Annotated in this window: 28 protein-coding genes and 2 pseudogenes; 13 read left to right on the forward strand and 17 right to left on the reverse strand. The window is 67.9% G+C overall.

What is annotated here, in order from left to right:
* Positions 1–423 precede the first annotated feature (423 nt).
* The gene (locus OG624_RS34355) at positions 424–1,212 is read right to left on the reverse strand and encodes an HNH endonuclease (protein ID WP_371640241.1); all 789 of its coding nucleotides are present in this window, start codon (positions 1,210–1,212) and stop codon (positions 424–426) included.
* A 53-nt stretch (positions 1,213–1,265) separates the two neighbouring features.
* Positions 1,266–2,822, reverse strand: coding sequence for an AAA family ATPase (locus tag OG624_RS34360; RefSeq protein WP_371640242.1), 1,557 nt, complete (start codon positions 2,820–2,822; stop codon positions 1,266–1,268).
* 796 nt (positions 2,823–3,618) lie between these two features.
* Between OG624_RS34360 and OG624_RS34365 the strand changes: the two genes are divergently transcribed.
* From OG624_RS34365 to OG624_RS34385, 5 genes are all read left to right on the forward strand, one after another.
* Positions 3,619–3,837 carry a CBS domain-containing protein gene (locus tag OG624_RS34365; protein WP_371640243.1) on the forward strand — a complete coding sequence of 73 codons (219 nt, stop codon included), beginning with the start codon at positions 3,619–3,621 and terminating at the stop codon, positions 3,835–3,837.
* A 27-nt stretch (positions 3,838–3,864) separates the two neighbouring features.
* Entirely contained in the window at positions 3,865–4,080 is a 216-nt protein-coding gene (locus OG624_RS34370; RefSeq protein WP_371640244.1) for a hypothetical protein, read from the forward strand.
* Positions 4,081–4,146: 66 nt separating this feature from the next.
* Entirely contained in the window at positions 4,147–4,308 is a 162-nt protein-coding gene (locus OG624_RS34375; RefSeq protein ID WP_371640245.1) for a hypothetical protein, read from the forward strand.
* A 32-nt stretch (positions 4,309–4,340) separates the two neighbouring features.
* A complete protein-coding gene (locus OG624_RS34380; protein WP_371640246.1) occupies positions 4,341–4,508 on the forward strand; it encodes a hypothetical protein in 168 nt (55 codons plus the stop codon).
* Positions 4,509–4,544: 36 nt separating this feature from the next.
* Positions 4,545–4,742 (forward strand): hypothetical protein, encoded by a 198-nt coding sequence (locus OG624_RS34385; protein ID WP_371640247.1) that lies wholly within the window; start codon positions 4,545–4,547, stop codon positions 4,740–4,742.
* 405 nt (positions 4,743–5,147) lie between these two features.
* Here the strand turns inward: OG624_RS34385 and OG624_RS34390 are convergent, their stop codons facing one another.
* On the reverse strand, positions 5,148–5,432 hold the full coding sequence (locus tag OG624_RS34390; RefSeq protein ID WP_371640248.1) for a hypothetical protein: 285 nt from the start codon (positions 5,430–5,432) through the stop codon (positions 5,148–5,150).
* A gap of 211 nt (positions 5,433–5,643) precedes the next feature.
* A complete protein-coding gene (locus OG624_RS34395; RefSeq protein WP_371640901.1) occupies positions 5,644–7,551 on the reverse strand; it encodes an NAD-binding protein in 1,908 nt (635 codons plus the stop codon).
* 374 nt (positions 7,552–7,925) lie between these two features.
* Between OG624_RS34395 and OG624_RS34400 the strand changes: the two genes are divergently transcribed.
* Positions 7,926–9,035: a PucR family transcriptional regulator gene (locus OG624_RS34400; RefSeq protein ID WP_371640249.1), complete on the forward strand. Its 1,110-nt coding sequence runs from the start codon at positions 7,926–7,928 to the stop codon at positions 9,033–9,035.
* 1,022 nt (positions 9,036–10,057) lie between these two features.
* On the opposite strand, the gene OG624_RS34405 is transcribed toward OG624_RS34400, so the two are convergent.
* Positions 10,058–10,813, reverse strand: a complete 756-nt coding sequence (locus OG624_RS34405; RefSeq protein WP_371640250.1) for a transposase family protein — start codon at positions 10,811–10,813, stop codon at positions 10,058–10,060.
* A 194-nt stretch (positions 10,814–11,007) separates the two neighbouring features.
* Complete coding sequence (locus OG624_RS34410; RefSeq protein WP_371640251.1) at positions 11,008–11,895, reverse strand: DUF2268 domain-containing protein; 888 nt, start codon at positions 11,893–11,895, stop codon at positions 11,008–11,010.
* 235 nt (positions 11,896–12,130) lie between these two features.
* Between OG624_RS34410 and OG624_RS34415 the strand changes: the two are divergent.
* The 3 genes and pseudogenes from OG624_RS34415 to OG624_RS34425 form a co-directional block, all read left to right on the forward strand.
* Positions 12,131–12,370, forward strand: a pseudogene (locus OG624_RS34415) (relaxase domain-containing protein); the annotation flags it as partial.
* 301 nt (positions 12,371–12,671) lie between these two features.
* Positions 12,672–12,995: a hypothetical protein gene (locus OG624_RS34420; RefSeq protein ID WP_371640252.1), complete on the forward strand. Its 324-nt coding sequence runs from the start codon at positions 12,672–12,674 to the stop codon at positions 12,993–12,995.
* Positions 12,959–13,261: pseudogene (locus OG624_RS34425) on the forward strand (outer membrane protein assembly factor BamB family protein). The gene OG624_RS34420 and the pseudogene OG624_RS34425 overlap by 37 nt, the downstream one beginning before the upstream one ends.
* Before the next feature lie 125 nt (positions 13,262–13,386).
* On the opposite strand, the gene OG624_RS34430 reads toward OG624_RS34425, so the two are convergent.
* From OG624_RS34430 to OG624_RS34455, 6 genes are all read right to left on the reverse strand, one after another.
* On the reverse strand, positions 13,387–13,554 hold the full coding sequence (locus OG624_RS34430; protein WP_371640253.1) for a hypothetical protein: 168 nt from the start codon (positions 13,552–13,554) through the stop codon (positions 13,387–13,389).
* A 391-nt stretch (positions 13,555–13,945) separates the two neighbouring features.
* Positions 13,946–14,155 carry a hypothetical protein gene (locus OG624_RS34435; RefSeq protein ID WP_371640254.1) on the reverse strand — a complete coding sequence of 70 codons (210 nt, stop codon included), beginning with the start codon at positions 14,153–14,155 and terminating at the stop codon, positions 13,946–13,948.
* Complete coding sequence (locus OG624_RS34440; RefSeq protein ID WP_371640255.1) at positions 14,152–14,508, reverse strand: hypothetical protein; 357 nt, start codon at positions 14,506–14,508, stop codon at positions 14,152–14,154. Before OG624_RS34440 ends, OG624_RS34435 begins: the two co-directional genes overlap by 4 nt.
* 248 nt (positions 14,509–14,756) lie before the next feature.
* A complete protein-coding gene (locus OG624_RS34445) occupies positions 14,757–15,344 on the reverse strand; it encodes a hypothetical protein (RefSeq protein ID WP_371640256.1) in 588 nt (195 codons plus the stop codon).
* Positions 15,345–15,346: 2 nt separating this feature from the next.
* Positions 15,347–17,545, reverse strand: coding sequence for a DUF6571 family protein (locus OG624_RS34450; protein ID WP_371640257.1), 2,199 nt, complete (start codon positions 17,543–17,545; stop codon positions 15,347–15,349).
* A gap of 54 nt (positions 17,546–17,599) precedes the next feature.
* Positions 17,600–18,052, reverse strand: coding sequence for a hypothetical protein (locus tag OG624_RS34455; RefSeq protein ID WP_371640258.1), 453 nt, complete (start codon positions 18,050–18,052; stop codon positions 17,600–17,602).
* A 162-nt stretch (positions 18,053–18,214) separates the two neighbouring features.
* Between OG624_RS34455 and OG624_RS34460 the strand changes: the two genes are divergently transcribed.
* Together OG624_RS34460 and OG624_RS34465 are read left to right on the forward strand one after the other, a co-directional pair.
* Positions 18,215–18,406, forward strand: coding sequence for a hypothetical protein (locus OG624_RS34460; protein ID WP_371640259.1), 192 nt, complete (start codon positions 18,215–18,217; stop codon positions 18,404–18,406).
* 262 nt (positions 18,407–18,668) lie between these two features.
* Positions 18,669–19,649, forward strand: coding sequence for a PucR family transcriptional regulator (locus OG624_RS34465; protein ID WP_371640260.1), 981 nt, complete (start codon positions 18,669–18,671; stop codon positions 19,647–19,649).
* 9 nt (positions 19,650–19,658) lie between these two features.
* Here the strand turns inward: OG624_RS34465 and OG624_RS34470 are convergent, their stop codons facing one another.
* From OG624_RS34470 to OG624_RS34485, 4 genes are read right to left on the reverse strand one after another with little or no spacing between them, the layout of a single operon-like run.
* Positions 19,659–20,480 (reverse strand): SLC13 family permease, encoded by an 822-nt coding sequence (locus OG624_RS34470; RefSeq protein ID WP_371640902.1) that lies wholly within the window; start codon positions 20,478–20,480, stop codon positions 19,659–19,661.
* Positions 20,429–20,614 (reverse strand): hypothetical protein, encoded by a 186-nt coding sequence (locus tag OG624_RS34475; protein WP_371640261.1) that lies wholly within the window; start codon positions 20,612–20,614, stop codon positions 20,429–20,431. The genes OG624_RS34470 and OG624_RS34475 overlap by 52 nt, the downstream gene beginning before the upstream one ends.
* A complete protein-coding gene (locus OG624_RS34480; protein WP_371640262.1) occupies positions 20,611–21,045 on the reverse strand; it encodes a CBS domain-containing protein in 435 nt (144 codons plus the stop codon). Before OG624_RS34480 ends, OG624_RS34475 begins: the two co-directional genes overlap by 4 nt.
* Positions 21,032–22,300 (reverse strand): cation:proton antiporter, encoded by a 1,269-nt coding sequence (locus tag OG624_RS34485; protein ID WP_371640263.1) that lies wholly within the window; start codon positions 22,298–22,300, stop codon positions 21,032–21,034. Before OG624_RS34485 ends, OG624_RS34480 begins: the two co-directional genes overlap by 14 nt.
* Before the next feature lie 203 nt (positions 22,301–22,503).
* Here OG624_RS34485 and OG624_RS34490 point away from each other — a divergent pair, with 203 nt between their 5' ends.
* The gene (locus tag OG624_RS34490; RefSeq protein WP_371640264.1) at positions 22,504–22,824 is read left to right on the forward strand and encodes a hypothetical protein; all 321 of its coding nucleotides are present in this window, start codon (positions 22,504–22,506) and stop codon (positions 22,822–22,824) included.
* Positions 22,825–22,827: 3 nt separating this feature from the next.
* Positions 22,828–23,037 (forward strand): hypothetical protein, encoded by a 210-nt coding sequence (locus OG624_RS34495; protein ID WP_371640265.1) that lies wholly within the window; start codon positions 22,828–22,830, stop codon positions 23,035–23,037.
* Positions 23,038–23,821: 784 nt separating this feature from the next.
* Here the strand turns inward: OG624_RS34495 and nhaA are convergent.
* Complete coding sequence (gene nhaA, locus OG624_RS34500; protein WP_371640266.1) at positions 23,822–25,090, reverse strand: Na+/H+ antiporter NhaA; 1,269 nt, start codon at positions 25,088–25,090, stop codon at positions 23,822–23,824.
* Between the last annotated feature and the right edge of the window lie 226 nt (positions 25,091–25,316).

Here is a 25,316-nt window from a genome sequence, read left to right on the forward strand (position 1 = left end):
CAGGCTGTAATCAGCTCTGGTTGGACGAATGCTGACCTTTTGCTGACTTTGTTGACGAGTAGTCAGATCGGCCCTAGGTTTGCGTCGGATTGCCTTGCCTGCAAAGGAGGGCGGATGCTGCCGTTGCCTCGTCGGCTCCGACGGCCTTGTCGGCGGAGCTGGCCAAGGTGTTCGATCTGTCACCGGAGTGGGCGCGCGGGCATGTGGTGGACCTTGTGGACAAGTGACAACAGCCTCGCTGCTCCGGTCCCGCCCACCAGCCACTGGCGGGAGACTGTGCGGGTGCTGGAGGTTGCGTCTCCGGGCAGACCAGACGTAGCTGCTGCTCGGCGAGGAACGATGTGCTGATCGCGTAGGCGATCGAGGCCCGGACGGTGCGCGCTTGCTGCGTAATCACCGGCGGTGTGTGCTGAATCTTTGAAGTCAGGGTATGACGCCGCCGTTGCAGAAAATGTCGCTGCTCGCCAGAGTCCGGTAAGTGACTCCTTCCCAGCCGTTGGGGCGGTCAGCGAGGCGTGTGGCGGCCTCCTCCGCCAAGTAGTTGCGCACTTCCTGGGCCCCACCGGTGTGACGCAGAGCGGTGAGCAGGCTGAGGATGCTGCTCAGGGTGCGGTTCGCTTGGATGGCGAAGAGACTGGACAGTCCAAAAAGTCCGAAGTGGTACCGAACTCGGTCAGCGAGGACTTGATCCCAGGATGGCGAGGGGCTGACGAAGAATTCGAGCCAAAGAGGGCTGTCGTCCACGATCCTCGCGTCGAGCCAGTGGTCATCGTCGATGCGGTCGAGGTAGGGGTGCAGGGGAGTCGTCTCAAGACTCGTCGGGAGGGCGTCGCCCTTGGCGTGGTTGCAGTCGGCGCAGGCGGGCACCAGATTCAAGGGATCGACGCACAAGGCAGGGAACGACTTCTTTGGCAGGACGTGGTCAAGGGTTCTGACGACCCCGTGTCCGCACAAGGGGCAACGATCATGTTGCGGGGCTGTCCTCAGCTGCTCGTAGATGACTCGACCGTTCTTTGTACCGAGCATGCCGTTCTCGTAGATCCACGCCACGGCTTCGGCCGCTGAGATATTCGGTAGGGCGAAGGCCGCGCACTCCAGGGTGTGCAGGGAGCCTTGCTGGGCCGCGCACCGGAATTGCTCGCCTGCTTCCTCGATGCGTTCAGTGGCGGCCAGAAGTCGTGCCTGGCGGGACGCGTTCCGGGTGCCGGCCACACACGCCTCGTAACTTTGACGGGCGGTGACCCTGGGCGGCTCCAGAGGCCACATCAGCGGCGCCCCTGCGACGTTTGGTAGGCGAGCAGAATCCGCACGAGGCCCTTCGCCTCCCCGCCGAGCTGTCCGCCGAATCGGGCCAGGACCTGCTCGTACGTGCCCAGTTCCCGGACTGCCTTCTCGATCTCGGCGTGAAACCCGGACCGCCGGACTTCGAGGCCGAATATCTCGTGGGTGAGAACCCCGACGTTCTCGCCGTAGGTCTCGATCGATGGCCGCTCCGGCTGCATGGTGCCCCGGCGGCTGACCTTCCAGACACAGGAGCGCGGGACCTCCTGCAGGACCACCGGCGAGTGGGTGCCCAGGAGTGCGACCGCATTGCGGTCGGTGAGCAGGTCGGACAGGGCCCTGACGAAGGACGCCAGAAGCGGGGGATGTAGATGTCCTTCAGGCTCGTCGAGGAGCACCAGCGACCGCTCGGCGACGGTTTCCACCAGACGCGTCATCGTCAGCAGGACAATCGCATGCCCCGAGCTGAGACTGGAAAAGATCTCCAAAGCAGTGTCACGGTCGCTCGTACGGCCGAACACGCCTCGGTCCAGGAGAGCCTGCGCGAAGGAGCGGACCGGAGATTCGAAGAAGTACGGGTCGCTACCCAACGCCTCTAGCGCCTTGATCCAACTGTGGACTCGGCCGGCAGCAACAACCTCCTCCACGCTCTTGGCGAACTCCTTGCTTAGGTCAAGGCGCGTCTTGCGCTCCCGAGTCGGGCGCCCCAGCTCATCCACCTTGGCAAGGCCCACATACCTGTAGGAGACACCCGCAACGTTGTCCTCGGCCGCGGGAGGTGGTTGGCCGTCGGCAACGTCCAGCGCACCGTCCCAGCCTTCCAGCTCACCCTGTTCAGCAGCGCCCTGTTCCGACTCGAACTGCTCCTGAGCCGGGTCGAAGGCGCTGAAGGTCACGCAGACCACGTTGACGAAGGAGCCGGGTCCATCCTCGCCCCAGATGAGACGCCCGACGGCATCGCTGTCCTCTTCCGGATGTACGACGGCCCTGGTGATGTCGCCGAGCACCGTGGTCTTTCCGACCCCGTTCCGACCGATCAGCACGTGAATGTTAGTGGGGGGCTGTGCATGCGGCTCGACTGAAAAGGAGAGGTGCCAGGGTTTCGTGGTACTGCCGTCCGAGCTGCCGTGCCTGGCGGGGCCCAGGTAGTCGAAGCGGTACTCCGTGAGCCGGGGGCCGCCCTGCGCGATGCGCCGGAACTGGGCTGCCACCGTCCGTGACTCGAGGCTGCGCAGCAGCGATGTGTGTGTGACGTCCCATTGCATGGCGGTCGCGAAGACCGAGGGGTCGAGCGCCATATCGCACAGACCGCTCAAGACCGCGCGCCGCGTCTCACTACCAAGCTTGCGGATGTTCTCGTAATAGAGGTCGCTCTGCCCCACGGAAAACCAGTACAGGCGCTGATCAAGTCCTGTGAGCGTGGTGAACGATCCTGCCTCGAGAGGTCTCTCGCCCCGAATGAGGTCGGCATACCCGATCTTTACCGCACCCAACTCGATGAGCGATCCGTGGTTACGGAACCACAGTTGGTAGAGGGTCATGTACTCATCGTCCGCTGCATAGCTGTCAGGCCCTGGATCGCCACGTGGCGCCAGCAAGCAGGCGCGAGGACCGTCGTCCGTGGGACCGCCTCGATCGAGCACGATGAAGCGCAGTTTGTCCTCCTGGGCAACGTAAACGTGGAGCGGGTCACCGGCCCAGGCCGTGGTCTGTTGTCTCGCCTGAACCAAGCAGTCACCGGGACTCGCGGCACAACGCGGGCGGTCAGAACTTGGGACCGTCTCATCGCCAGCGACTCATGGTAGGCCGCACAACACTGCTGCCTCTTGCGATTCAAAAACTCTTGCACCTTCGCAGTTGGCGATGTGCGCGCTGCTGTACCTCCATGAGATGGAGCTGGCGGGCACCCTCAGCCTGCGACTACACGCGACCACCATGGCCTGGCGGGCAGTGACCGGCGGCTTTCCCTTGTCAGCACGCCAAGGCGGCGCCTCGGACCAGTCCTGCAGACGACCAGCAGGTTCTTCGTCTGTTGGTGGTACGGCGACGGCATCCGCGCTGACCAGTGTGAACGGCGGTACCCGCGGCTTGTCATAGGGCAGTGGTCCGCAAATGGTCCGGGTCTTGGTGCGCGCTGTTTTCCGTGATGCGGGCGAGGTCGAACCCCGTCCCGGGAGCGGGCCGCACACTTCCTCCAGCCGGTTCCGACCAGGTGGCGATGCCACTCTTCGTCTTGTTCGCCGACGGGTGGTTGCCGCCGCGCGCGGGTTGCTCAACGAGCGTTGCAACAGGATCTACCGCCGCCTACGGGAGGCAACAACTGACGGAGGCCCGGTCATGCGCGCACGAGATCTTGCCGAGCCCTACCCCTTCGTCACCACGGACGACGACGCGATGGACGCGGCCCGCATGCTGGCCCAGCACTCGCTGCCCGCTCTCTTGGTCCTCGACTCCGATGGTCAGCCGTACGCCATCGTCCCCGGCTCCCAGCTCATCCGGCAGGTCCTCCCCACCTGCATAGCCGAGGACCACTTGCTTGCTCCCTTTGCCGGGTAACGCCACGCTGCCGAGTTCGTTGAGCGTTTGGCCGGGCTCACGGTCGCCGACTGGGCGCCCCGCCGTCTCTATCCGCCGCCCGTCGTCGGGCCCGACGCGCGCGCCGTGGAAGTTGCGGCTCTGATGGCCCGCACCCACAGCCCTCTGGTCGCCGTCATCGAACGCGACGGCGATGAGGTGATCCTGCTCGGCACGGTTACAGCAGCCCGCCTCATGCAGGACTTCCTCGGGGCGGCGGCGTGAGCGGCGCCGCGTCCGTGCTGCCGGTGGTCATCGTCACCGCCGCGCTGGTGATCAGGACCGCGATCGGTGAACTCCGCAAGCCCGGCAGCGCCCGCAGGCGATGCCACGGCGGCAGCGGCCACCGTTCTGATCGGCTGGAACCAGGCCGGACCCGCCGCACTCGCCTGGGCGCTCATCGTCGGGGCACTCACCGCCCAGTTGGTCCATCAGGGGACACACCGCCCGTGACCGTCACCAGACCCCGACCGACGAGGAAGCGCATGTCCGAACGACGCGTCGGAACCATCCTGGCCGCAGCGGGAGCACTCCTGACGTCGGCCGGGGCAGTGATGTACGTCTTTCCCGGCCCGGGCTTCCCCGTCCTGGCTATTGGCCTTGCCGTCCTGGTCACCGGTCTCGTGATGGCCGCGGCCGGCCACCTGCACTGAACTGCACCGCCGCCGGCGCAGGAGCCCTCATACACCATGGCCTGGCACTGGATCGGCCTTGCCGTCTTCTCCCTGACCCTGCTGCCCGCCGGCACCTGGCGCTCGTCGCCGACCGTATCCCGCGCCTGGCCGGCGCCGCGCCCTCGCTCTGGCTGCCACTGGCAGCGCGGGGCCGCGTCCGGATGCAGGTACGCAGCCATCACCACCTGGCGAGCCATGATCGCCACCCCGTGATCAAATCCTCGGACCGCCCACGCTGTTCCCGAACAGTCCGGGCTACCGGGCAGGGGTGCGGCTCAGCGGTCGTGGCGAGCGGCGCACCAGAGGCCGGCCGCGCATGCCAGAACGAAGGTGCAGACGGCCAACACCCAGGGGTTCTCGGCTCCGAGCAGGTAGAGAGTGGCGCCGCCCGCCGTGAGGACGCCCGCGAAGGCGAATAGCGGCGATGCTGGTCCTGCAGCGCTCCGGGCGAGGCTCGCTGAAAGGGCGAGGGCGGCATCGGGGACTCCAGGCGGCGGGATGGGGCGGCTGCCCTAGGGTCCCATGACGAGTGGCATGCAGAAAGATGCCCCTCGGGGTCAGTCCTGTGTACCGCCCCCGCCATCGCCGTCTGGCCCCGGTCATGAGCAGCGTGAATGGTCATGGCAACCGGGACACGCCGACCAGGATGGTTCCGGTGAGGAAGAGCCCAGCGCCCACTGCCATCAGCGAGCGGAGCGCGTCCCCTGTCGGGGAGAAGGCGAACACACCGAACGCAAGGCAGAGGCTGCTTCCCGTCAGCACCTGGCCGAGACCATGAGGCACGGGACGCATGACCCGGGCGCGCTCCCATGGGTGGATCCACCCGGTGAGAAGCTCGACCACCCCACTTATCGCAATAGCCAGAGCAACCAAGGTGAGCACCCCCAGCCCCACATACTGCATCTCGCCTCCTCGGCGACCATAGTGGACAATCCGTTGACCAGATGGGAGTACTGCCGCCGTGGAGGCCGTGAAGTGGTGATCTGCTGAGGCCCTCGAACGTCCACCCACGCCGTGGTCGCCTGGCTGGGCGCCACCGCTGGTCTTGGCAAGGGGCGAATGGCCGGTCTCGCGTTGCCCCGTGCCCGGAAATGAATCACCGCTATCGGATGCGTCATGTGCCCGTCACCGGGCTGCTCCGGCGTCCGAGGAGTTCCGCGAGACCGCGTCGGGTGGCTGCGATCACCACCCGGTCCTGAGCCTTGAGGACGTAGCCGGGGTGGAGATCCCAGACGAGGCCCGGGAAGGAGTCGCGGTCACCGTCCGGCGTCGATGCCAGGTCCGGGCGCCGATCCTCGGGAGCCGCGGTGTCGAGGGCGATGACGCGCCAGGCCCCCGGCCGGAAGGCTTCCGCGACAGTCCTTCCTTCGAGCTCTCGGTGGCCGGTCACCTCCACCGCGGCGAACACCAGGACGCGGCGTTCCACGGGTATGGCCCCCAGGATCTGCCGACCCATCATCGCTCCGGCGAAGGCGGGCGCCGCGAGGTGGGTGACGCTGCGGCTGCGGGTGAGGGCTTCGGGGTGCGCGGTGCGAAGGGTGCGGTACACGGCGGTCGCGAAGTCGTCGTCGTAAAGGCGCAGAGCCACGCGTACGTCGGACCGTACGGACCGGGCGTACAGCACGGCTTCGAGGTTGGTGGTGTCGGAGCTGGTCAGGGCTAGCAGAGCCTGGGCCTTGTGGATGCGGGCGGTCTCCAGGACCCCTTCCTCGGTGACATCCCCCAGGACTACCGGTACGCGCAGGGCACGGGCGAGGGCGACTCCGCGTGCGTCCGGGTTCGCTTCGACGCACACCACGGGGATGTGTAGTTCGCGCAGCCGGGCCAGGACCCGTGTTCCGATCTTGCCCAGCCCGAGGAGGACCACGTGCCCCGTCAGGCCCCGGGGCGGACGCCGGAGCGCACCCGCGTTGCGGAAGGAGCCGAGTGCCTCCAGGGCTGCCGCCACGAGGATCGGAAGGAGCAGCATTCCGGTCAGACCGGCGAGGATTTGGAGGATCTGCCTACCGGTTTGGTCGTCGACGGCAGGATCGTTGATCGCGAAGATGTCCAGCAGGATCATGTAGGCGGCGTGCAGGGGATGGTCTCCGGTGACCCACCACGCCGCGACGGTCAGGGCGCCGACGGCCGCCACGAGTCCGGCCAGCGACCAGCGAAGCCGCTTGGAGAAGATCGATCCCATGGGAGGTGCCGTCCTGCTCAGCCGACGCGCGGCCGGCACGGGCCCTTCGTGGGTGACGGTCTCCAGCGCGATGATGCCGCGGCCGGTCGCTGCGGCCACCGCGCTGTCGTCGGGGAGTAGCTGGGGTCCTTCACTCCCGCTGGCTTCCGAGCCTTCGCTGCCCGCGGGGTCGCTCGTGGTGGCGGACAGCAACGCCAGGGTGCACAGGCCCGGATCGGCTACCTGTCCTCGGCCCGGCGGTGTGCGTTCCACGGCACGCAGCAGCAGTCCGTCCGCCTGCACCACCTTGCTGGTCCCCGCGACGGCTGTCGCGGCGAGGGCGGGTGCAGCTGTGTCGGCGTCCGACAGCACGGTGGTCGACGAGTCCAGTTCCCGCAGGTCGATACCGGGCTCCGCGACGATCGCCGCCTGGTCCAGCAGTTGTTCCAGATGCTGGCCCAGCTTGCGGTTGTACAGCCGGATCACCAGTCGCAGCCTGGGGTTGAGCCGACGCGCCACCAGTGCGGCTCGCACGTTGGTCTCGTCGTCCTCGTAGACGAGTGCGAGGGCGGCGGCGCTCACCACGCCGGCCGCGATCAGTACTTCTTCGTCCGGTTCCGTCGCCTCGAAGAACCGGATGCCCTGCGGGGCCGAGTGGTTGGCCGGGGACGGGGCGGGTCGGCTGCGGGCAGTCGGAACCCACCCGAGGAAGCGCCGTGCGAGCTCGCGGCCCTCCCCGTCACGGGTGCCGGCCTGCGGGGCACCGCTCGGCGGGGCCACGAGTGTCACGTGCTCGCGGTAGACGCCCTCGAGCTCCGCGGCCAGCCGGTGGGCCAGCCCGTCGTCGCCGCAGACCACCATCTGCTCGGCGGAATGCGCCTGTTGGCTGAATGTGGAGATCGACACGGCCCAAGGATGCACTGCCCCTGTCATACCTGGCTCCTCATAGTTGTGGCCGTCTCGGCCGGATGGCCACAGACCGATCAGCAGGGAGACGTTGTCGTGGTGGCGTGCGACGGGAACGGTTGACGCTCACGCTGGGGGCGGTGATCGCGGCAGTGGCACGGACGGGTGGCGGCCTGTACCGCTCCAAGCCGTGGCACGCCGAATCCGGCAATCGGCGGAAAGGCGAACCCCCACGGCGTGATCATGCCCGCCTTCGTCGCAGCGTGCATTGCCGATTTCCGGCAGCCTTTACGCGCTCTTGATGCCGGTTGCGGTGGACCGCAACCGGCATGGCACCCTTGGGCGGAGTCAAGAACACGTCAAGACTCACGGGGGAGCGCACGGTGGAGCGGACGGCTGCGGAGGAGTATCTGGCGGGATACAGAAAGATCCTGCTGGACGCCTGTGCCACCGGCCGACGGCTCACCCGGGACGAGATCGAAGAGCGGCGGGCCGAGGGTGTGCAGGCGGCCGAAGCCGGCCTTGCGCTGCGAGAACTCTTCCGCGCCCACCTCGCCGAGGCGCGAACGGTGCAGGGTGCGCTGCCCGCCAGGAGCCGCGATCAGTTGCTGACCGTCGTCGAGCAGGCCGTCGACGCGTTCGCCGAAGGATATGAGCGGGCCCAAAGGCTCGCGGTGCGACAAGAGGAAGCCGCGCGGCGGGAGTTCATCGACGACCTCCTTTACGGCGGCAGCGACTTGGGCCGCCTCGCCGAACGCGCTGAGAGGTTCGGGCTGCGACTGTCACAGGCCCACGCGGTGGCGGTGGCCATCGGCCCGGAGCCGTACGGTGACGGCTATCCGGTCGCGCGCGGCATCGAGACCGCCGTCCTGGCCCGGTTCGGCGACCAGAGCACGCTCCTCACCACCAAGGACGGACGGCTCATCTGCGTGGCCCCGGGAGACAAGCCGGATGTTCTGGCGTTCTTCGCAAAGCAGGCGTACGCCGCAACAGACGGCGGCCGGGTTGCCGTCGGCCGCTCCCATCCAGGACCCGGTGGCGTCGTCCACTCCTATCAAGAGGCGCTGAACGCCCTCGACCTGGCGGACCGCATGGCACTGGATGACCCGGTGCTGCATGCCGCCGATCTGTTGGTCTACCCGGTGCTGGCGCGGGACCGGCAGGCCATGGCCGATCTGGTGGAGAGTACGCTCGGCCCGCTTCAGCAGGCTCGGGGTGGTGCGCAGCCCCTGATCGACACCCTCACCGCCTACTTCGACAGCGGCTGCGTGGCGGTGGAGGCAGCCCGCAGACTCTCCCTCAGTGTGCGCGCCCTGACGTATCGTCTCGAGCGCATCCAGACCCTGACGCACATCGACCCGGGTGAGCCGTCTCACCGCTACACCCTCCAGACGGCCGTCATCGGAGCAAGACTGCTGGGGTGGCCGGCGCAGGAGTGACGACGCGGCTCCCGAAGGCGGTCGCACTCCAGCCAATCGGCAGGCTGTGTTGAGGGGTTGCACCCGGTCGTTGTTGAAGGGGCTGAGTCAAACACAACTGGTCCGCCCGTAGGCGCTGCCGGAGTAGTACCGGTGGCGAAGGGAACAGACAGCCGGCAGCCAGGCGAGTGCCCCGCCCGGCCCCCCTTCGGGGTTGCACTCCTCGTGCCGCACGGAGTGGGCCACCCTTCATCTCTCCGGCGAGATCGTGGAAGGCCATCGACCGCTCGCGGACTGGGGCAGCTCTTTGCACCGCGTGACCTTCCCGAGTTCCGGCGGCACGCCTTACTACGTTCGGCCATCCGTTGATGGCGGCCTTGTCTGATCCACGGCCACGCTTTCCTGCCGACCGGCATCTGGAAGGAGAACGACTTACCGATTGAGTCGTACGTGGTAGTGCCCGTGCGACCGGCGCGCGTCGACTCCAGCAGGATGAGCCGCAGTTTGCCGTCCGATGAGTTGTGGGACTTGTTCCGGCGTGTGGTGCACGAGACGGTGCTGATTCGCCCGCAGGAAGGCAGTCGTCGGCGCGCTGGGGACCGGGAGTGCCTGGCGGCGATCGTGTCTGTGGTCCTGGCGGGCGGCACGTGGCGGCAACCCCATCGCGGGCCGGTCTCGTCGCATCCGCAGCCGGCCTGACGTTGTACGTGTCTCCCGCCTTCGATATGTGGCTGTTCGCTGCTGGCGCGTTTGTGCTGGCGGTCGTGGCGGCGGTGTGGGTGGCTGCCCGCGACCTCTGCCGCGCAGCGCGTGGCACGGTCGGCGCGGACCAAGCGCTGCCGCCCACCGCCAGCAGACCAGACGTGCCTTCACTCTGCGTGCGTCATGGGGCGCCGACTGACCCACGCCGAACTGGAGGTCCGCCGAGTCAGGGGGAATGGGCGGCCGAGATGGGAGTGCCGGGTCCGTGGCGGGTGTGGCAGCACTTGCGTGGCTCAGGAGGTACTCACGACGCTGCCCACGTCAGTGAGCCCTTTCCAACCTCAGGTTGAGGCGTGGTGGAGAACGAGGACGGCCTTCACGATGTCGGTGATCCGGTTGGTGCTGCAGCGGAGTCTCCGGAGGATGCGCCAGCCCTTCAGGGTGGCCATGGCTTGCTCCCCGAGGCAGCGGATCTTGGCGTGGCTGCTGTTGTGACGGCGCTTCCATCGCTTGAGGCGGCGGCCCCGGAACGGCACTCGAACGGGTCCGCCGGCTCCTTGATATACCTTGTCCGCCCAACATTTGAGGCCCTCCGCGGTGAGGGTTTCGATGATTCCGTGCTGCCGGGCGGCGGTCAGATCGTGGGTTGAGCCAGGCAGTGCCGGCGAGGCCCAAAGCAGGCGTCCGAAAGGATCGGTGAGGACCTGGACGTTCATGCCGTGACGTTTGTGTTTCCCCGAGTAGTACGGGGTGTCGGCGGCGATGCGGTCGATGGGCAGCAGGGTGCCGTCGAGGATGACGAACGCTTTGGTCCGGATCGTCTTCATTGCCTTGGCCAGGGACGGGGCGCGGGCGGCCAGCACCTCGATCGCCTCGCGTATGTAGCGGAACACGGTCGCGATCCCGATGCCGAACCCGGCGGCGAGCTGGGCGTAGGTGTCGCCGCATCGCAGGTGCGCCAGGGCCAGCAGGGCCTGGCGGCCAGCGGGTAGGCGCCGCCACCGCGTCCCGATCTTCCGCCGCCGGGCGGTAAGTTGCCCACTCAGATACCTCAGGGTGCGGCCGGACAGATCGATCGAGGACGGGTAGACAAGCACGCGACACTCCCGGCAGACACGGTCATCTTGGTCGAGAACCGGTCTACCAGGAGCTTCTTCGTTGCGCAGGAATGTCCAACTCACGATCAGCGTCGCGAGGTTGCAATGAGCTCAAGTGCCGGTGCTGCCTCCGCGGATCCCCGGGGCGCACCGGTCGTCCTGCGCGGCCCCGTTTGCGCGATGCGTCGGGCGAGTCACGCGCCGGTCGGCACGCCCGCGTTGACGAGGATGTCGCGTGCCGGCAGCGCGACGCTCTGTGCGGCGGTCAGGCCGGACACAGCCAGGTGGGCGTCCACGATCCGAAGGCCGACCGCGTATCCGGCCAAGTCCGGCAGCCCGACGGGTTCATGCCCCATGAGCTCCGCGGTAGCGTCGCCGTACACGTACGGCGGCAGGTTCTGCATCCCGGCCACATCGATCGCGGCCACGACCTTCTCGTAGGCGTCGTCCAGTTCCGCGCCGGACAGCACCGTCGTCCAGGGGCCCAGGGCCTGCTCGCCGGCCAGTTCCCGTACGAACGCCTCTGCCAGCCCTTCGGCCACGACCTGCTCGCCGACCGTGACCGTCCCAGGATCCCAGACCGCGTTGGCGTAGCGCACGTTGTGGTGGAGCTCGTGCGCGGCGGCGTGGCCGATCTTCGCCAGGCTGGTCTCGGTGGGCCACATCACCAGATGGATCGCCCCCGGGAAACCGCCCATGCCGAAATAGCCGCCAGTACGAACCGTCAGGTGGTGGTCATCGGGGTCGCCGAGCACCAGGACGACATGAACGGTCTCGGCGCTCCTGGCCTCGGGCACCGCACCGTTCAGCCGCTCCCACGCCGCGGCGAGGCGGTCCTCGATCTCGTTCCACACTCCCGCGTCCTGCATCTGCCTCAGGGCCGTCAGGTAGCGCGGGTCCTCACGATCGATCCGGAAGCCACTGCCCATCTGGTGCATCTGAACCGCGTCCACATCGCCCACCACGGACATCGCGCTCTGTAGCGTGCTGAGTATTTCTCGTAGGGCGTCGGGCCGCTCCTCCAACGGGCGCTGCAGGAGATCGAACATGGCGGACGCCGTGTCATGCACAACAATCTTCATGACCTGGGACCGTAGGGCCTCCCGTTACGGGAGGGTCAAGGCGTGCAGACAGAGATCGATCAAGGACGGGTAGACAAGCACGCCACACTCCCGGCAGACACGGTCATCTTGGTCGAGAACCCGTCTACCAGGAGCTTCGTCGTTGCGTAGGAGCGTCCAACTCGCGCTCAGCATAGTGAGGTTGGAAAGAGCTCACTGAGATCTGCACTATCGGCGAGGCGGCCGACTCGGGACGGTGACCGCTCGGTCGGCTGCGATCAGATCGTTACGGACACCTATGCGAGGCATAGATTCGGTCACGGAGATCCGCTGGGGGAGCGGCGGCAAGCACCGCGCCCCGGTGAAGGACGGGCTGATCGTCGCGGTGTTCCGGCACTACGAGTCGAGAGCCGGAAAGCCGCTACTTCACGATCACGCGGTGGTGTCGACCCGCGCCCGGCGGCCCGACGGTTTCGGATGGGGCTGTATGTTCGCATTTCCGGTGTCCCTTTCTCACCGATGGTGGCCCTTGCCCGGCCCATGGGACAGGAAAGGGAGACGAACGACTTCTAAGGCCTCTGGAGGCGGAGACCGTGCACGGCGAGTAGCAGCGGTACGGCACTCTTGCGGGCATCCCGGGCAAGGTGGACGTGCTCGAGACGAGCTTCCTGGCCGCCGGTCGCTGACCGGGTCGCGACCGCTCACATGCGTGCCCGATTTGCACTCGTCGGGTGGGTGAAGCATGGAATCAAGATCGCTGCAACGTGGTGATGAGAGTTTATCCAGGGAGCGTTCCCATGGCCGATCCCTTCCAGGAGATTGCGCTCGGTGGGGGTACGACAGCCGATCTCTTCCTTCTGCGTTATAGCGAGGACGGCTCGCTGCTCAGCGTCGAGGCCGAGAACGAGGTCAGGCAGAGATTGGCCGTCTCGAGTGATGTCTTTCTCTTCTCGCACGGCTGGAACAACATCTTCGATCAGGCGCTGGATCGCTACCGCGGTTTCATCGCCGGCTACGGCGAGCAGGGCCAGGAGTCGCCATCCGCGACGCGCTCTCCTCGTCGCTGGCGGTGGCCGCTGGGGTGGTGTACGTCGCCAGTGAGTCGTACCAGTACGCCCTGAACGCGGCCACGGGCGCCAAAAGGTGGGCCCTCCCCAGCAGCGACCCCGTCAGGTTGTCGCCGACGGCGGCCGACGGGCTCGTGTACATCGGCAGCGGCAGGAGGGTGTAGGCCCGGAACGCGTTCACCGGCGACGAAAAATGGGCCTTCGACACCGGCCAAGGTCTCACCTCGTCACCGACGGTGGCCGACGGGATCGTGTACATCAGCAGCGACGACAACAACATGTACGCCCTGAACGCTGCAACCGGGAAGGGCCCGGCCTAACCTCCCACTCCACTCTCAACAGGCGTGCGGCCCTGGTCGTGCACGTCCACCCGGGTGCACGATGTGCACCGGGTGGACGTGCACCAGCCCCACCCGGTGCGCATTCCACTCTCACGGTGGTGCGGCTACCGGTGCGCACCGACCACGGAGTGCCTGGCACGGGACCGCTCCAGGTGCTCGTCGCGCATTGCCTCCAGGGCGCGGGTGACGTTCGTCGGTTCGTCGGCGAGGACCTGGCCGACGAAGTGCCCAGTAACCCGGTGACGCCCACCCCATTCTGACGGCACGTCCATACGTCGCGGACATACACGCGCCGTATTGTCGCAGGTCAAAGCCCATACGGACGATTGAGCACTCCCTAAAGAGGTGGACTTGCTCGGCTTCTGGAACAGCGGCACAGCCCTGGCCACGCTCCTCGACCTGGACATCGGGCGGTCCGGCACCAACCGGAAGCTGGCCCCAGACAACTGAACTTTCCTGCCGCTCAATGCCCTGCGTCGATGCCCTTCCAGCCGTGCTCAAGCCTGAGGCGCCGTGGCCGCGACGTTGAGGCAGCGGCCGTCTCGGCCGGTGCCGCGCTGCACCGGGGTCCGTCCTCGGCGGCGCGCGCCTGGCGGGGGAGCCCGCAGCGGGCGGCGAGGAGTACGGCGAGGGCTTGGGCGTGGGCGGAGTCCAGGGTGACGGTCAGCAGGTCGGGGCCGAGCTGGTGTGTGCTGTCTCCGTACCGCGGACCCGGCCTTCGAGGACATCGCGGGTGTAGTCCTGGACGTCGCTCTCCGAGATGTCGGCCCGGTCGTTGGCCCATTCGCGGATCAGGATCGGCGCCTGGGTGTTGACGGAAAGGTACTCGTCCGCGATCTGGGGGTTGACCTTGGCATCGACCTCTCCCTTCACCGGGTGCCCCACTCCCAGGCCCAGGTGTCCACGCCGCGCTGGATCGAGTCACCGAAGGCGAGCGAGACACCGCCGGCCGTGGTGAAGTACATGGGAGTCACCGCACCGCCGATGACGTGGTCAGCGAGCTTCGCCTTCCAGTCGGCCTCGCCGTACCCGGCCATCCTGCCGTCGTTGATCACGTCCGGTGTGATGCCGAAGACTTCCTCCACCGCCCAGGTCCTCGCCCAGTCCCTGACCCGCACCAGCGGTGCGGGCGAGGTCAGCCGGTTGGCCACCAGCACCTTGATGACCTGCCCGTGGGTCAGATGGGCGCTCGCGCCGACACACCTCGTCGACGATCCCGGCCACATTCAGCCGGTGCAGAAACTCGGCAGCGACAGGCAGAGCGCCCAGACGCTTCTCCACCACGGACGTCACCACAACTTCAAGGCCCTGACGCTGGGACTGTGGCCGCGGGGACCGGGAAGTCATCGACACATCCGGACCAACGCCATACGACTGGTCCGGGACGCTCCCGGACCGGTCACACCATACGAATCAACGACCCGCGAAGTACGGGACTAGAACCGTGTCGACCAAGATCACTGTCAGGCGGCGGTCAGGCGGCGCAGCCGTACTTCTTGGCGAGCTTGGTGGCGGCCTCCCGCACCACGGCCGCATTGTTGCGGATCGCGGGGGCGTCCCGGTCGACGAGGTCCTTCTCCTCCGCTTCCCCTTTTTTCGAGGGCGCCATGAGCGTCACCGTGATGTTCGGCGCCGTCGAGCCCATGCGGGCGGCACAGCTGGCGGGTAGGTTGGCCTCGGCCTTGTCGGGAAGCGCCCAGCCGGTGAAGCCGGGGCCGAGGGGGACGGAGTTCTTGGGCTTGTAGTGAGGGTCGTTCCGGTTGTCTTCGATGATCAGGGTGTAGACCCCTCGGGGGTAGTCGCTGTCCGCGTTGGCGCGCAGCACCTGGCACCCCTTGAACACCGCGTGATCGGTGCTCTTGCCCTTGCTCTCCCACTCCTCCGTGCTGACCTCGCCCCCCTTGCCGTCGTCGATCAGTTCCGCCGTCTGCCGGCTGAGCGCCCCATGACACAGCGTCTGCGGTAGCGGCGGCTTCTCGTCGTCAGGCCAGAAGCTCGCCGTCACGACGGCCACCCCGGCGGCGCCGAGCGCGATGGTCAGCGGCAGCCACTTCCTGTCCATGTCTACGGCTGTCCCATCTTCTTCTGGGCGTCCTCGATGCCCTGCTGGTACCAGTTCTCGGCAGTCGTCTGGAGACCGTCCTCGTACTCGCCCGGGCTCGCGTCCAGCTCCTCCTTCGTGAGGCCCTTCTCGGTCGCCATCTTCCGCATCATGGCGTTCATCTGGTTCTCGCCGTTCTCGAAGTGGTTGACCATATTCTTACGAGTTTCCTCGTCGACCTTGGCGTTGAGCTCGTTCATGTACCCGGCCGTGCCGGCGTCGACCGTGCGCTGGAGCGCGTCGCCGACGACGGGGATGGCCGTCAGGGGTGCGCCGATGGCGTGGTAGTTCATCCTCTGGTTCCAGGCGTTGGTGTCCTTCTCCGCCTGGCCGAGGTCGTAGATGACGTCGCCTCGCACGCCGTCGAGGTGGCCGAGAACCGACGCCGACTGCTTGACCCAGGCGCGCATCTCGGGATCCTCCTTGCGGTACGAGTCCGGCGGGAAGCCGTTTAGTCCCTCGGCGATCACCACGCTCTGCGAGTGGTGCATGACACCGAACGCCTTGGGGTCCTCGGCGACGCCGCGCATGAGACGGGTGAGGTCGCCCCGCTCGATCGTGAGGTTATTGAAGTCGGTCGGTCCGTCCATGTTCTTGCCGAGGATCTGGTGCACGTCCGAGGCGTAGTCCCCGATCATGTTGCCCATGCTCGTGCGCATCGCCAGGGGCACGGAGCTCTGGGTCCCGTAGGTCTGCTCGCCGGTGTACTCCTTGGCGATCCGCTCGAAGATCGCGGCCTGCGCGCCGTCGTGGTGGGCGCGGACGCCGTGCAGCGGACTGCCCGGCTCACGGCCGGTGGCCGCGGCCTCCAGGGCGGCGCCGAACTCGGTGCGGGCCGAGGTGCGCTGCGTCTCCTCGGGCATCTTGAACTCGACCTCGCCGCCCGGCCACTTGCGGTCCTCCAGGAAGTACTTGAGGTTGTCCGTGGTGTTCGGGTCGAAGTAGTGCGTGGAGGCGGAGGGGTTGCGGCTCATGGCGTTCATCAGACCCTTCATCGGGTCCTCCTGCGTGCCCTGCCAGTTCTTCATGACGCCGTCATAGGCGTCGTCGTTGTCCGTCTCCCACTCGCGAATGGTGTCGCCGACCTCGTGCAGGAACGCCTCGCTGTAGACCGGGTCGCCCTTGTCCTTGTCGTACGGGGACGCGTTCTTGTCGTTCGGGTCGTACGCCTTGTCGCCGGCGTCGGCGGCCATCAGGTCCGTGAGGTCCTTCAGGGTCGCGGCGCCGCCCCCGATCGCGCCGGGGTGGCGAGTGGGCAGGCCGTTGCCGTCGCGGGCCGTGGTGATGAGCTTGTCGGTCCAGGCCGAGGTGACACCGCCGGGGGAACCTATCGAGGAGTCGGGTCCGGTGGCGGTGGCAAGGGAGCCGGAGAGGGCCTTGTAGAGGCGGGCGTCGGCGGCGGAGAGCTGGCCGTCGCGGCCGCCCGTCTCCAGGCTGCCGGCGAGCAGCAGCACGGCCTCCTGCTGGTCGCGGCCCCGGTAGCTGAGGTTCGTCATCAGCTGCTCGGCGAAGGCCGGCGAGTCCTTGCCGCCCTCGGCGAGCTGCAGCAGCCGCTCGCGCTCCTTGTCGTCGAGGTGCTCCCAGCGGGCGTACAGCTTGGCGGCCTCGCGGCCGTTCTCCGCCTGCTGCTTCTCCTCCGCGCGCATCTTCTTCGCGTCGGCGACGCCGCCGAGGTCGGTGCTGCCGAAGTCGTTGGGGTGGTTCTTGATCAGCGCGCGCAGACCCCAGGCACACAGCTCATCGGCCTCGTTCGCCCGCCGCAGGATCCCTTCGATCTTGCCGCGCAGCGCCTCGAACTGTGCCTCGGTCGCGACCGGCTCGGTGCTGTCCTTCGACCGGCGGTCGGGGTGGACACGATGGCTGAGCACGCCGTTCGGGTAGATGGTGATGCCCGGCGGAGGGTTCTCGTACGTGGCTTTGAGGTCGTCATGGGCGGTCCTGAACAGAGTGTGGGCGTCCTGGAGAAGGTCACGCACAGATTCCGCCTCGGTGACGGCATCACCGAACTCCTTGGCCGTCTTCGTGACGAACACCTTCGTCACGGAGGCGTTCTCACCCCGCCAGGTGGACTTGTCGGCCTTGGACTTCATAGCCGACGCATCGGCCTTGAGCTGCGCCAGCTTGGCGATTGTCTCCGTCCACTGCGTGACCGCGGTGCCCATCGGACCGAGCTTGGCGTTCAGGAGCTGCTCGAAGGTAGGAATGGCTGTGGCTCCTTACCGGAAGAACTTGTCGATCTGGGACGCGGACACGGAACCCTCGCGGCCCGGCGCAACGGGGCCGACGATGCGCAGCTGCGCTCCGATCCACTCGTCATTGGCCTTGCTGGACTTCTTCGTGTAGTCGAGGTGGTTGGAGATGTGCGCGCATGCCTGGAGGAGGGTCTTCACCTGCGTCTCCCAGGTCTTGTTCACCTCCGCGAGCGCGGCACCGGTGTCGAAGCCGTCACCCTTCAAGCTGCTCCCGGCACTCTCGCTCGCCGCGCTCGCGTGCTTGCCTGCGGGCTCCAGGCCGTTGAAGAGCCCGTTGGCGGCATGGCCGATCTCGCCGAGATCGTCGTCCTCGACTACATAGTCGGCCGAGCCCGGCGTCGGCGCCGAACCGCCGGCCTGGTTCAATCTCATGGTCACGGCCGCCTTGTCCGCGGCCCACTCTTCCTCGAACGACATCGTCAGCACCCCCGTGTTACTCGTCGTAAACCGGCCACGTGATCGATCACCTGTGTGGTCTTCCTTGTGTGCGAGCACCGCCCCGCGCCGACCGTCTCGCGAGCCTGTCAACGTCGTCGGCACGAACCGCGCCTGGGTCCCGAACGGCCTGGGCCGGTCCGGATGCCACACCAGGACCAGATCCGCCCAACGGATCAGCCGGCATCAGCGGTCGCACAGGCCCACATCTGTCTGCTGACCGCAGCCGGCCAGGCGCTGTACGTGCTGCCCGACCCCGGTAGCACGCTGCTCGCTGTTGCCGCCTGCGTGCTGGCGATCGTGGCGGCGGTGTGGGCGGCTGCCCCCTACCGCTGACGGTGCAGCCGTCCTCGACACAGGGCATTTCTTGATCCTCTCCGCCGCTTCGCGGGAGCGCATTGCCGTCGACCGGCAGTCCTTACCCGCCATTCGCTGCCGGTGAAGGACCTCTTTGCTGCCTATGGCAACCTGATTGCGCGTCAACGGGTTCGCCGACGCGACGAGAACGGGGGAGTGCGTGACGGAGCGGGAAGCACCGCAAGGCCAGCTGACGGGGTATGTCGAGTGCCTGCGCGACGCCTGTACCACCGGGCGCCGGATGACGCGCACCGAACTGGAGGCACACCGCGCCGAGGGGGAGCGGGCCGCGGAGCGCGGGCTCACGCTGCGCGTGATGATCCGCGAGCACTTGGCCGTGTCCCAGGAGGTCCTCACCCGGGTGCCGATCCAGCAGGCAGGCTCCCTACTTGCGGTAACCGAACAGGCAGTAGACGCCTTCGTCGAAGGCTACGAGCGCGCCCAGCACCAGGCCGTGCGCCAGGAGGAGGCCGTGCGCCGCGAGTTCATCGACGACCTCCTCTACGGGCGCAGCGATCTCGGGAGACTGGCAGAGCGCGCAGAGCGATTCGGGCTGCGCCTCTCCCAGGCCCACGCGGTGGCCGTGGCGAGCGGACCTGAGCCGTACGGAGACGGCTACCCGGTGGCCCGCGGGATCGAATCGGCGGTGCTGAGCCGGTTCGCGGGCCGGCAGATCCTGCTCACCACCAAGGACGGGCGGCTGATCTGTGTGGCCCCCGGAGACCAGCCGGACGTTCTGGCGTTCTTCGCCAAGCAGGCGTACGCCGCCACCGACGGCGGCAAAGTGGCCGTAGGCCGCTCCCATCCCGGCGCCGGCGGCGTGGTGCACTCCTACGAGGAAGCGCTCAACGCCCTCGACCTGGCCGAGCGGATGGGCCTGAACGGGCCGGTGCTCCACGCCGCAGACCTGCTGGTCTACCCGGTCCTGACACGGGACCGGCAGGCGATGGCCGACCTGGTGGAAAACGTCCTGGGCCCGCTCCGAAACGGGCGCGGCGGCGCCCACAGCTTCATCGACACCCTCACCGCGTACTTCGACAGCGGCTGCGTGGCGACCGAGGCCGCACGCAGGCTGTCGCTGAGCGTGCGGGCGCTGACCTACCGACTGGAGCAGATCCACAGCCTCACCGGCGCCGACCCGGCCGACCCGGTCAACCGCTACACCCTCCAGACCGCGGTGATCGGCGCACGCCTGCTCGACTGGCCCGACACCGAGGTGTGAGCCCCCACCTCAGGGCGCGCGGTTCCTGCGGGCCGCCCAGTGCTCCCGGATGCGGCAGCGCAGCCAGTGGGCCACTTCGCCGAGGCTGATCAAAAGGGCGGCGCTCGCCGCACACGCCACCAGCGAGGCAGGCGCTTCGCGGAGGTGCCCTCCACCCCACAACAACACGGTGAGCCCACCCCACCACAGGGCTATGGAGACGGCTTCCGTGCGCCGGCTGCGTGCCATGCCAAAGCTCCTTTCTCCCCTCCCCAGGGGGAGGGGCGGTCGGTTCTCATGCCAGGGCGAAGTAGCGCAGCCACAGGTAGACGGCGGAGAGGGCGATCGTGACGGCGGTGACGACGAGGCGCATTTGGTGAACTGCCAGAAGGTGATGGGGTGGCGGTTACGTTCGGCGATGCCGAGGACGACGATGTTGGCGGAGGCTCCGATGCCGGTGGCGTTGCCGCCGAGGTCGGCGCCCAGGGCAAGGGCCCACCACATGACGTGGTCGGGGTCGCCGCCCATGTCGGTGACGAGCTCGCTGGCGATGGGCGCCATGGTGGCGACGTAGGGAATGTTGTCGACGGTCCCCGACAGCACGGCCGAGCCGCCCAGCAGGAGCATCGTGCCGCCCAGCTGGGCGCCGCCGATGACGTCCGCGAGGGAGCTCGCGAGCTCTCCGATCACGCCGGTCTCGATGAGCGCGCCGACCATGACGAACAGGCCGGCGAAGAAGGCGAGGGTCGGCCACTCGACCTCGCCGAGCACCTCCCCGGTTTCGACCTTGGAGATCGCGATCAGCAGACCGGCGCCGAGGAGAGCGACGACGCTGGGCGGTGCAGGACGAATCCGGCGACAACCAGAGCAAGGACGCCCAAGCCCTGAATCAGCAGGCGCGGCTCCTTGATCGCCTCCCGTTCACGCAGCTCCATGATCGCGGCGGCGCGCTTCTCGTCGTAGTCGAAGTGCTTGGCGAACATCATCCGGCACAGCAGCACCAGGACGACGGGAGCTGGCGGCCTTCGTCGTCGCGGTCGATGACGGCGACCAGCGGCACATGCGTGCGCGCCATGAGAGCGGCGATCTGAAGAGCCCCGGCTTCAGAGCCGACGAACGCCGGCTTGAAGGAACGTTCCGGGATCCACTGGTCGACCGTCTTGCCGGCCAGGCCTTCGGTGAGGGCGTCGGCATGCCGGTCGTCGATGACCGCCGCGAGGAGCGGGTCCTCCATAACGTATTCGGGCACCAGCTGCCGTACCAGCTGGGAACCGGGGACGACCGCATACGGGGTGCCGTCGCGGTCCAGGACCAGGAGCGCGGCGAGGTCGTGCTCGGCGAGCAGGCGTACCGCGTTCACGGCCTGGTGGTCGGTCGTCACGTGCGGGTAGGGCTCGGCGAGATCACGGGCGATCATGCTGCTTCTTCTGGTGGGGTGCACTGCGCGGGGCGAAAACGGTGTCGATCGGCTTGGCGGCCTGGTCGACGTCCGTTATGCCGGTGAGGTCTTCCACGTCGAAGAGGCGGGCGATGGGTACGTCGGTGCTGGAGTGGGCGATGATCGAGAATGCGATACAGACGGCGATCAGCGTGTACGCCTGTTCGCCCTGCGGGATGCCGGCCTGGAGCACGAGCAGGCCGTAGACGACGGACGCGAAGCCCTTGGGGCCGAACCAGGCGGCGACCAGCTTCTCCCGCCGCTCGATCCGCGCCCCCACCAACGAGACCAGCAACGAGGCGGGGCGGATCAGGACGATTGCCAGCACCACGGCCACGTACCCGCCCGCCGACAGATCACCGAAGAGCGCCGGCGTCAGCAGCGCACCGAAGACGAGGAGGGCTGCGAACTTGGCCAGCTCCGCGAGCATCTCGCCCAGCGGCTCGAACACTGTCTTCGCCTGGGGCGAGACGGAGGCCAGGACGGCGCCGGCGGAGAACGCCGCCAGGTAGGGGTTTGCGTGGGTGAGGTGGCACAGCCCGTACAGGATGATCCCGGTCGCCAGAGGCAGCAGCGGCTGGAGCTTCGGCTCCGCCCCCAGCAGCCGCAGCCGTACCAGACCCGCCACCACCAGCGGCAGCACGACACCGAAGACCAGACCGAGCCCGAGCTCCAGGCCTATCTCACCGACGGAGGCATCCGCCTGACCGGAGGTGGGACCGGCCGCGGCGATCAGGAGCAGGACGACGGGCAGCGCGAGACCGTCGTTGATGCCGCTCTCCACGTTCAGCAGCTGCCGCAGCTTCGCCGGGACCTCCTTGCGGCCCACGATCGCCGAGGCGAAGACGGGATCGGTCGGCGCGAGCACGGCGCCGACGAGGAACGACGTCGTCCAGTCCAGCCCGACCAGGTAGTGGGTGATCAGAGCCATGCCGGCCATGGCCAGCGGCATGCCCAGCCCCAGCGCACGGGCCGGGTTCTTCCAGTTCTGCCGCAGCTTGGGGAACGAGACGTGCATGCCGTCGGTGAACAGCACCGCGAACAGGGCCAGATCGGCAGTCACCGAGACGATCTCGCTGTCGGCCGTGATGTGGATCAGACCGAGGAACCCGTCACTGACCAGCGCCCCGCCCAGCAGGAAGAGCAGCGAGGTGGACAGGACCGTGCGGGCGGCAAGCCCGGACAGCAGCACGGCGACCAGCAGCGCCACACCGAAGACAGCGACGAGCACCATGACGTGAAAACCCCGATCCGCGAAGAGAGCTATCCCTATCGCCGACCAGGCTTCCCGGCACACCACGGCGGACTTTACACGTTCCATACGCCCCGTTGACGGTTCTCTGACAGCAGTTCGACCCACCGGAACTTGCCGGACTCCGGCATGAACAAGTCCCGAGCACCCCGTCTATCGTGGGCGTCCGATCCAGGAAGGTACCGATGAACGGCAACCCCACCTATCACGCGATCGCCCTCGCGGCCGGCACGCTGCTCGTGCTGCCTGCCCCCTTGGCGATCCTCACCGGCTGGACGCCACGCGGCCTGCGAGGTCGACAACTGGCCGCCCGCCCCTACGCCTGGGCCGTCCTCTGCATCTACACCCTCATGCCGCTCAACGCCGTCCCTCGAATGCTGGACGCATCTGCGGATACCGTGATGGCCTGCACCGTCCTCGGCTTCGTTTTCATCGCGACCGCTGTCGGCTGCTTCATCCAAGCCGAGCGCACGGCGCGGCGAGCCGGCCCCAAACGGGTGGCCTGACCGATGTACGGCCGCAGCATCACGGCGTGGGCGCGCCGCAACATCACCGAGCGCCGCCTGGCGGTCGCCATGGTGGTCGCAGGAACGCCCACCACCCTGGCCGGCGTCGCCATGTACGTCCTTCCCGGCCCTGGCTTCCCCTTCCTGGTCATCGGGCTCTCCCTGCTGATCACTGGTCTCGCGATGCTGGGGGCGGCCCGCAAAGGCTCCTGACCTCCCGAGGTGAAGCCGAGCGGGCTCGTGTACACCCGGCGCGAGGTGTGCACGACACGCATCACCCCTCACTCCCGCGTTCGTCCTGCGTCCACCGCTTCGTGCGCCGCGGGACCAGGCGGGCGAGCGTGCAGCGTTCGCACCTGCCGGATCGAGTGCCTCGTGAACCGGTCACCGCTGCTTGGCGGAGATCCACACGGCCGCCGCAGCCGCCACGGCGAACGCGCACAGGGCAAGGAGCGCATGGCTGTACTGCGGCAGCGCGTACATCGCGGCCCCGGCTGCGGTCTGGACGGCGCCGAAGGCGAACAGCGGCGAAGGGCGCCCGATGCGGGAAGGGCGGGCCCTCAGGACCGCTCGCCGAATCGCGACGGGTGGTGAGCGTTGACCCCGGCCCTCTGTACCCGAGTCCGCATGTGGCTCCGCAACAACAGCACCGAACTCCGCGTCGGGATGCTGCTTTCGGTCGTGGGCGCGCCACTCTCGCTAGGGGGAGCCTTCCTGTACACCCTGCCAGAGCCCGGCTTTCCGCTTCTCTACATCGGGTTGTCCTGCTTGGTCACAGGGTTGGTCATGGTGGGCGCGAGTGCCTCTGGTCGAGGTCGCCGCTGACGAGCGGCGCGCTGCCGGACCGAGGGCCGGCAGCGCGTGGTACCTCTCCGATCGGCCCGCCCCGGCTTCCAGCGGTCGGCCGCGGCAATCCGGATCGCCGTCCCGGCCACGGCCGTGAACACGCGCGGCCTGCCGTCCCGGCGGTCGGGTTGGTGCTGACGTCCGTCGTCGTTCAGCCGACTTCGGAGGCGGAGGCTTTCGTGTCGCGCTGGTAGATGTCGGGGATGCCGTCGGCGTCGGCGTCGAGGTTCTCTTCCTCGTACAGGCGCTTGTAGACGGTGTTGCGGCGGCGCAGCAGTACGGCGGCCAGGACCGCGGCCGTGACGGAGGCAATGAGGACGGCAGCCTTGACGTGCTCTCCCACCGCTGCGCCGGGGAAGGCGAGCTCACCGATGAGGAGTGCGACGGTGAAGCCGATCCCGGCGAGGACCGACAGCCCCAGGACGTCGGCCCAGGCGAGGTCTGGATTGAGCTCGGCTTTGGTGAAGCGGGCGGCGAGGTAGGTGCCGAGGAAGATGCCGAGGACCTTGCCGACGACGAGTCCGATGACGACGCCGAGCGGTTCGGGGGTGGTGAACACCTCTGCCAGGGCGGGTCCGGAGATGCTGACGCCCGCCGCGAAGAGGGCGAAGAGCGGCACCGCAACACCGGCGGAGAAGGGGTGCAGCAGGTGCGAGACGCGAGCGGCGGGGGAGGCCTTCTCGTCCTTGTCGCGGGTGGTGCGCAGGATAAGGCCCATGGCGACGCCGGCGACGGTGGCGTGCACGCCGCCGTTGTACATGAGGGCCCAGATCGCGATGGCGAGGGGCACGTACCACCACCAGCCGCGGACGCGGTAGCGCTGGAGGAGGTAGAAGACGGCGAGGCCGGCGAAGGCTCCGCCGAGCGCCCAGAGGTTCAGGTCGCTGGTGAAGAAGATCGCGATGATGAGGATGGCGCCGAGGTCATCGACGACGGCGAGGGTGAGGAGGAAGGCGCGCAGGGCGGCGGGGAGGTGGGTGGAGATCACGGCGAGCACGGCCAGCGCGAAGGCGATGTCGGTGGCCATGGGGACGGCCCAGCCGTCGAGGCTGCCGCCACCGGCCGAGGCGGTTGCGGCGTAGAGCGCGGCGGGCACGGCCATGCCGCAGATGGCGGCGATGACCGGGAGGGCGGCCGTGGCGGGGGTGCGCAGCTCGCCGACGACCAGTTCGCGTTTGAGTTCGATGCCGGCGACGAGGAAGAAGATCGCGAGGAGGCCGTCGGCGGTCCAGTGCCCCACGGAGAGGTCCAGGCCGAGGGCGGGTATGCCGAAGTGGAAGTCGCGTATCGCCTCATAGGCGCCGCTGAACGGGGTGTTGGCCCATATCAACGCGATCACGGCGGCGGCGAGGAGAACCAGCCCGCCTACGGTCTCGGTGCGCAGGGCGGAGGCGATGGCCTGCCGCTCGGGCCACGGCATGAGGCCGAAGATGATACGTGGGCGCTGGTTGCTCATACGGGAGGCCTTCCGGGGGCATCGGCTGGAAATGGGCACACGGCCCCAAGGACGCCGACCAGACTTCCCGGCACACCGCGCGTCGCGGGCAGCCAGCTGCCCCTTGACGCGTTCTTTACACCCTATCCCGGGTCACCGGATCCCACCAGAGGGGTTCTCACCTGCTGAAATGCAGATGAGCGGGCTCGTA

Source organism: Streptomyces virginiae (genome assembly GCF_041432505.1).
In the GTDB taxonomy this organism is placed as follows: Bacteria; Actinomycetota; Actinomycetes; order Streptomycetales; family Streptomycetaceae; genus Streptomyces; species Streptomyces virginiae_A.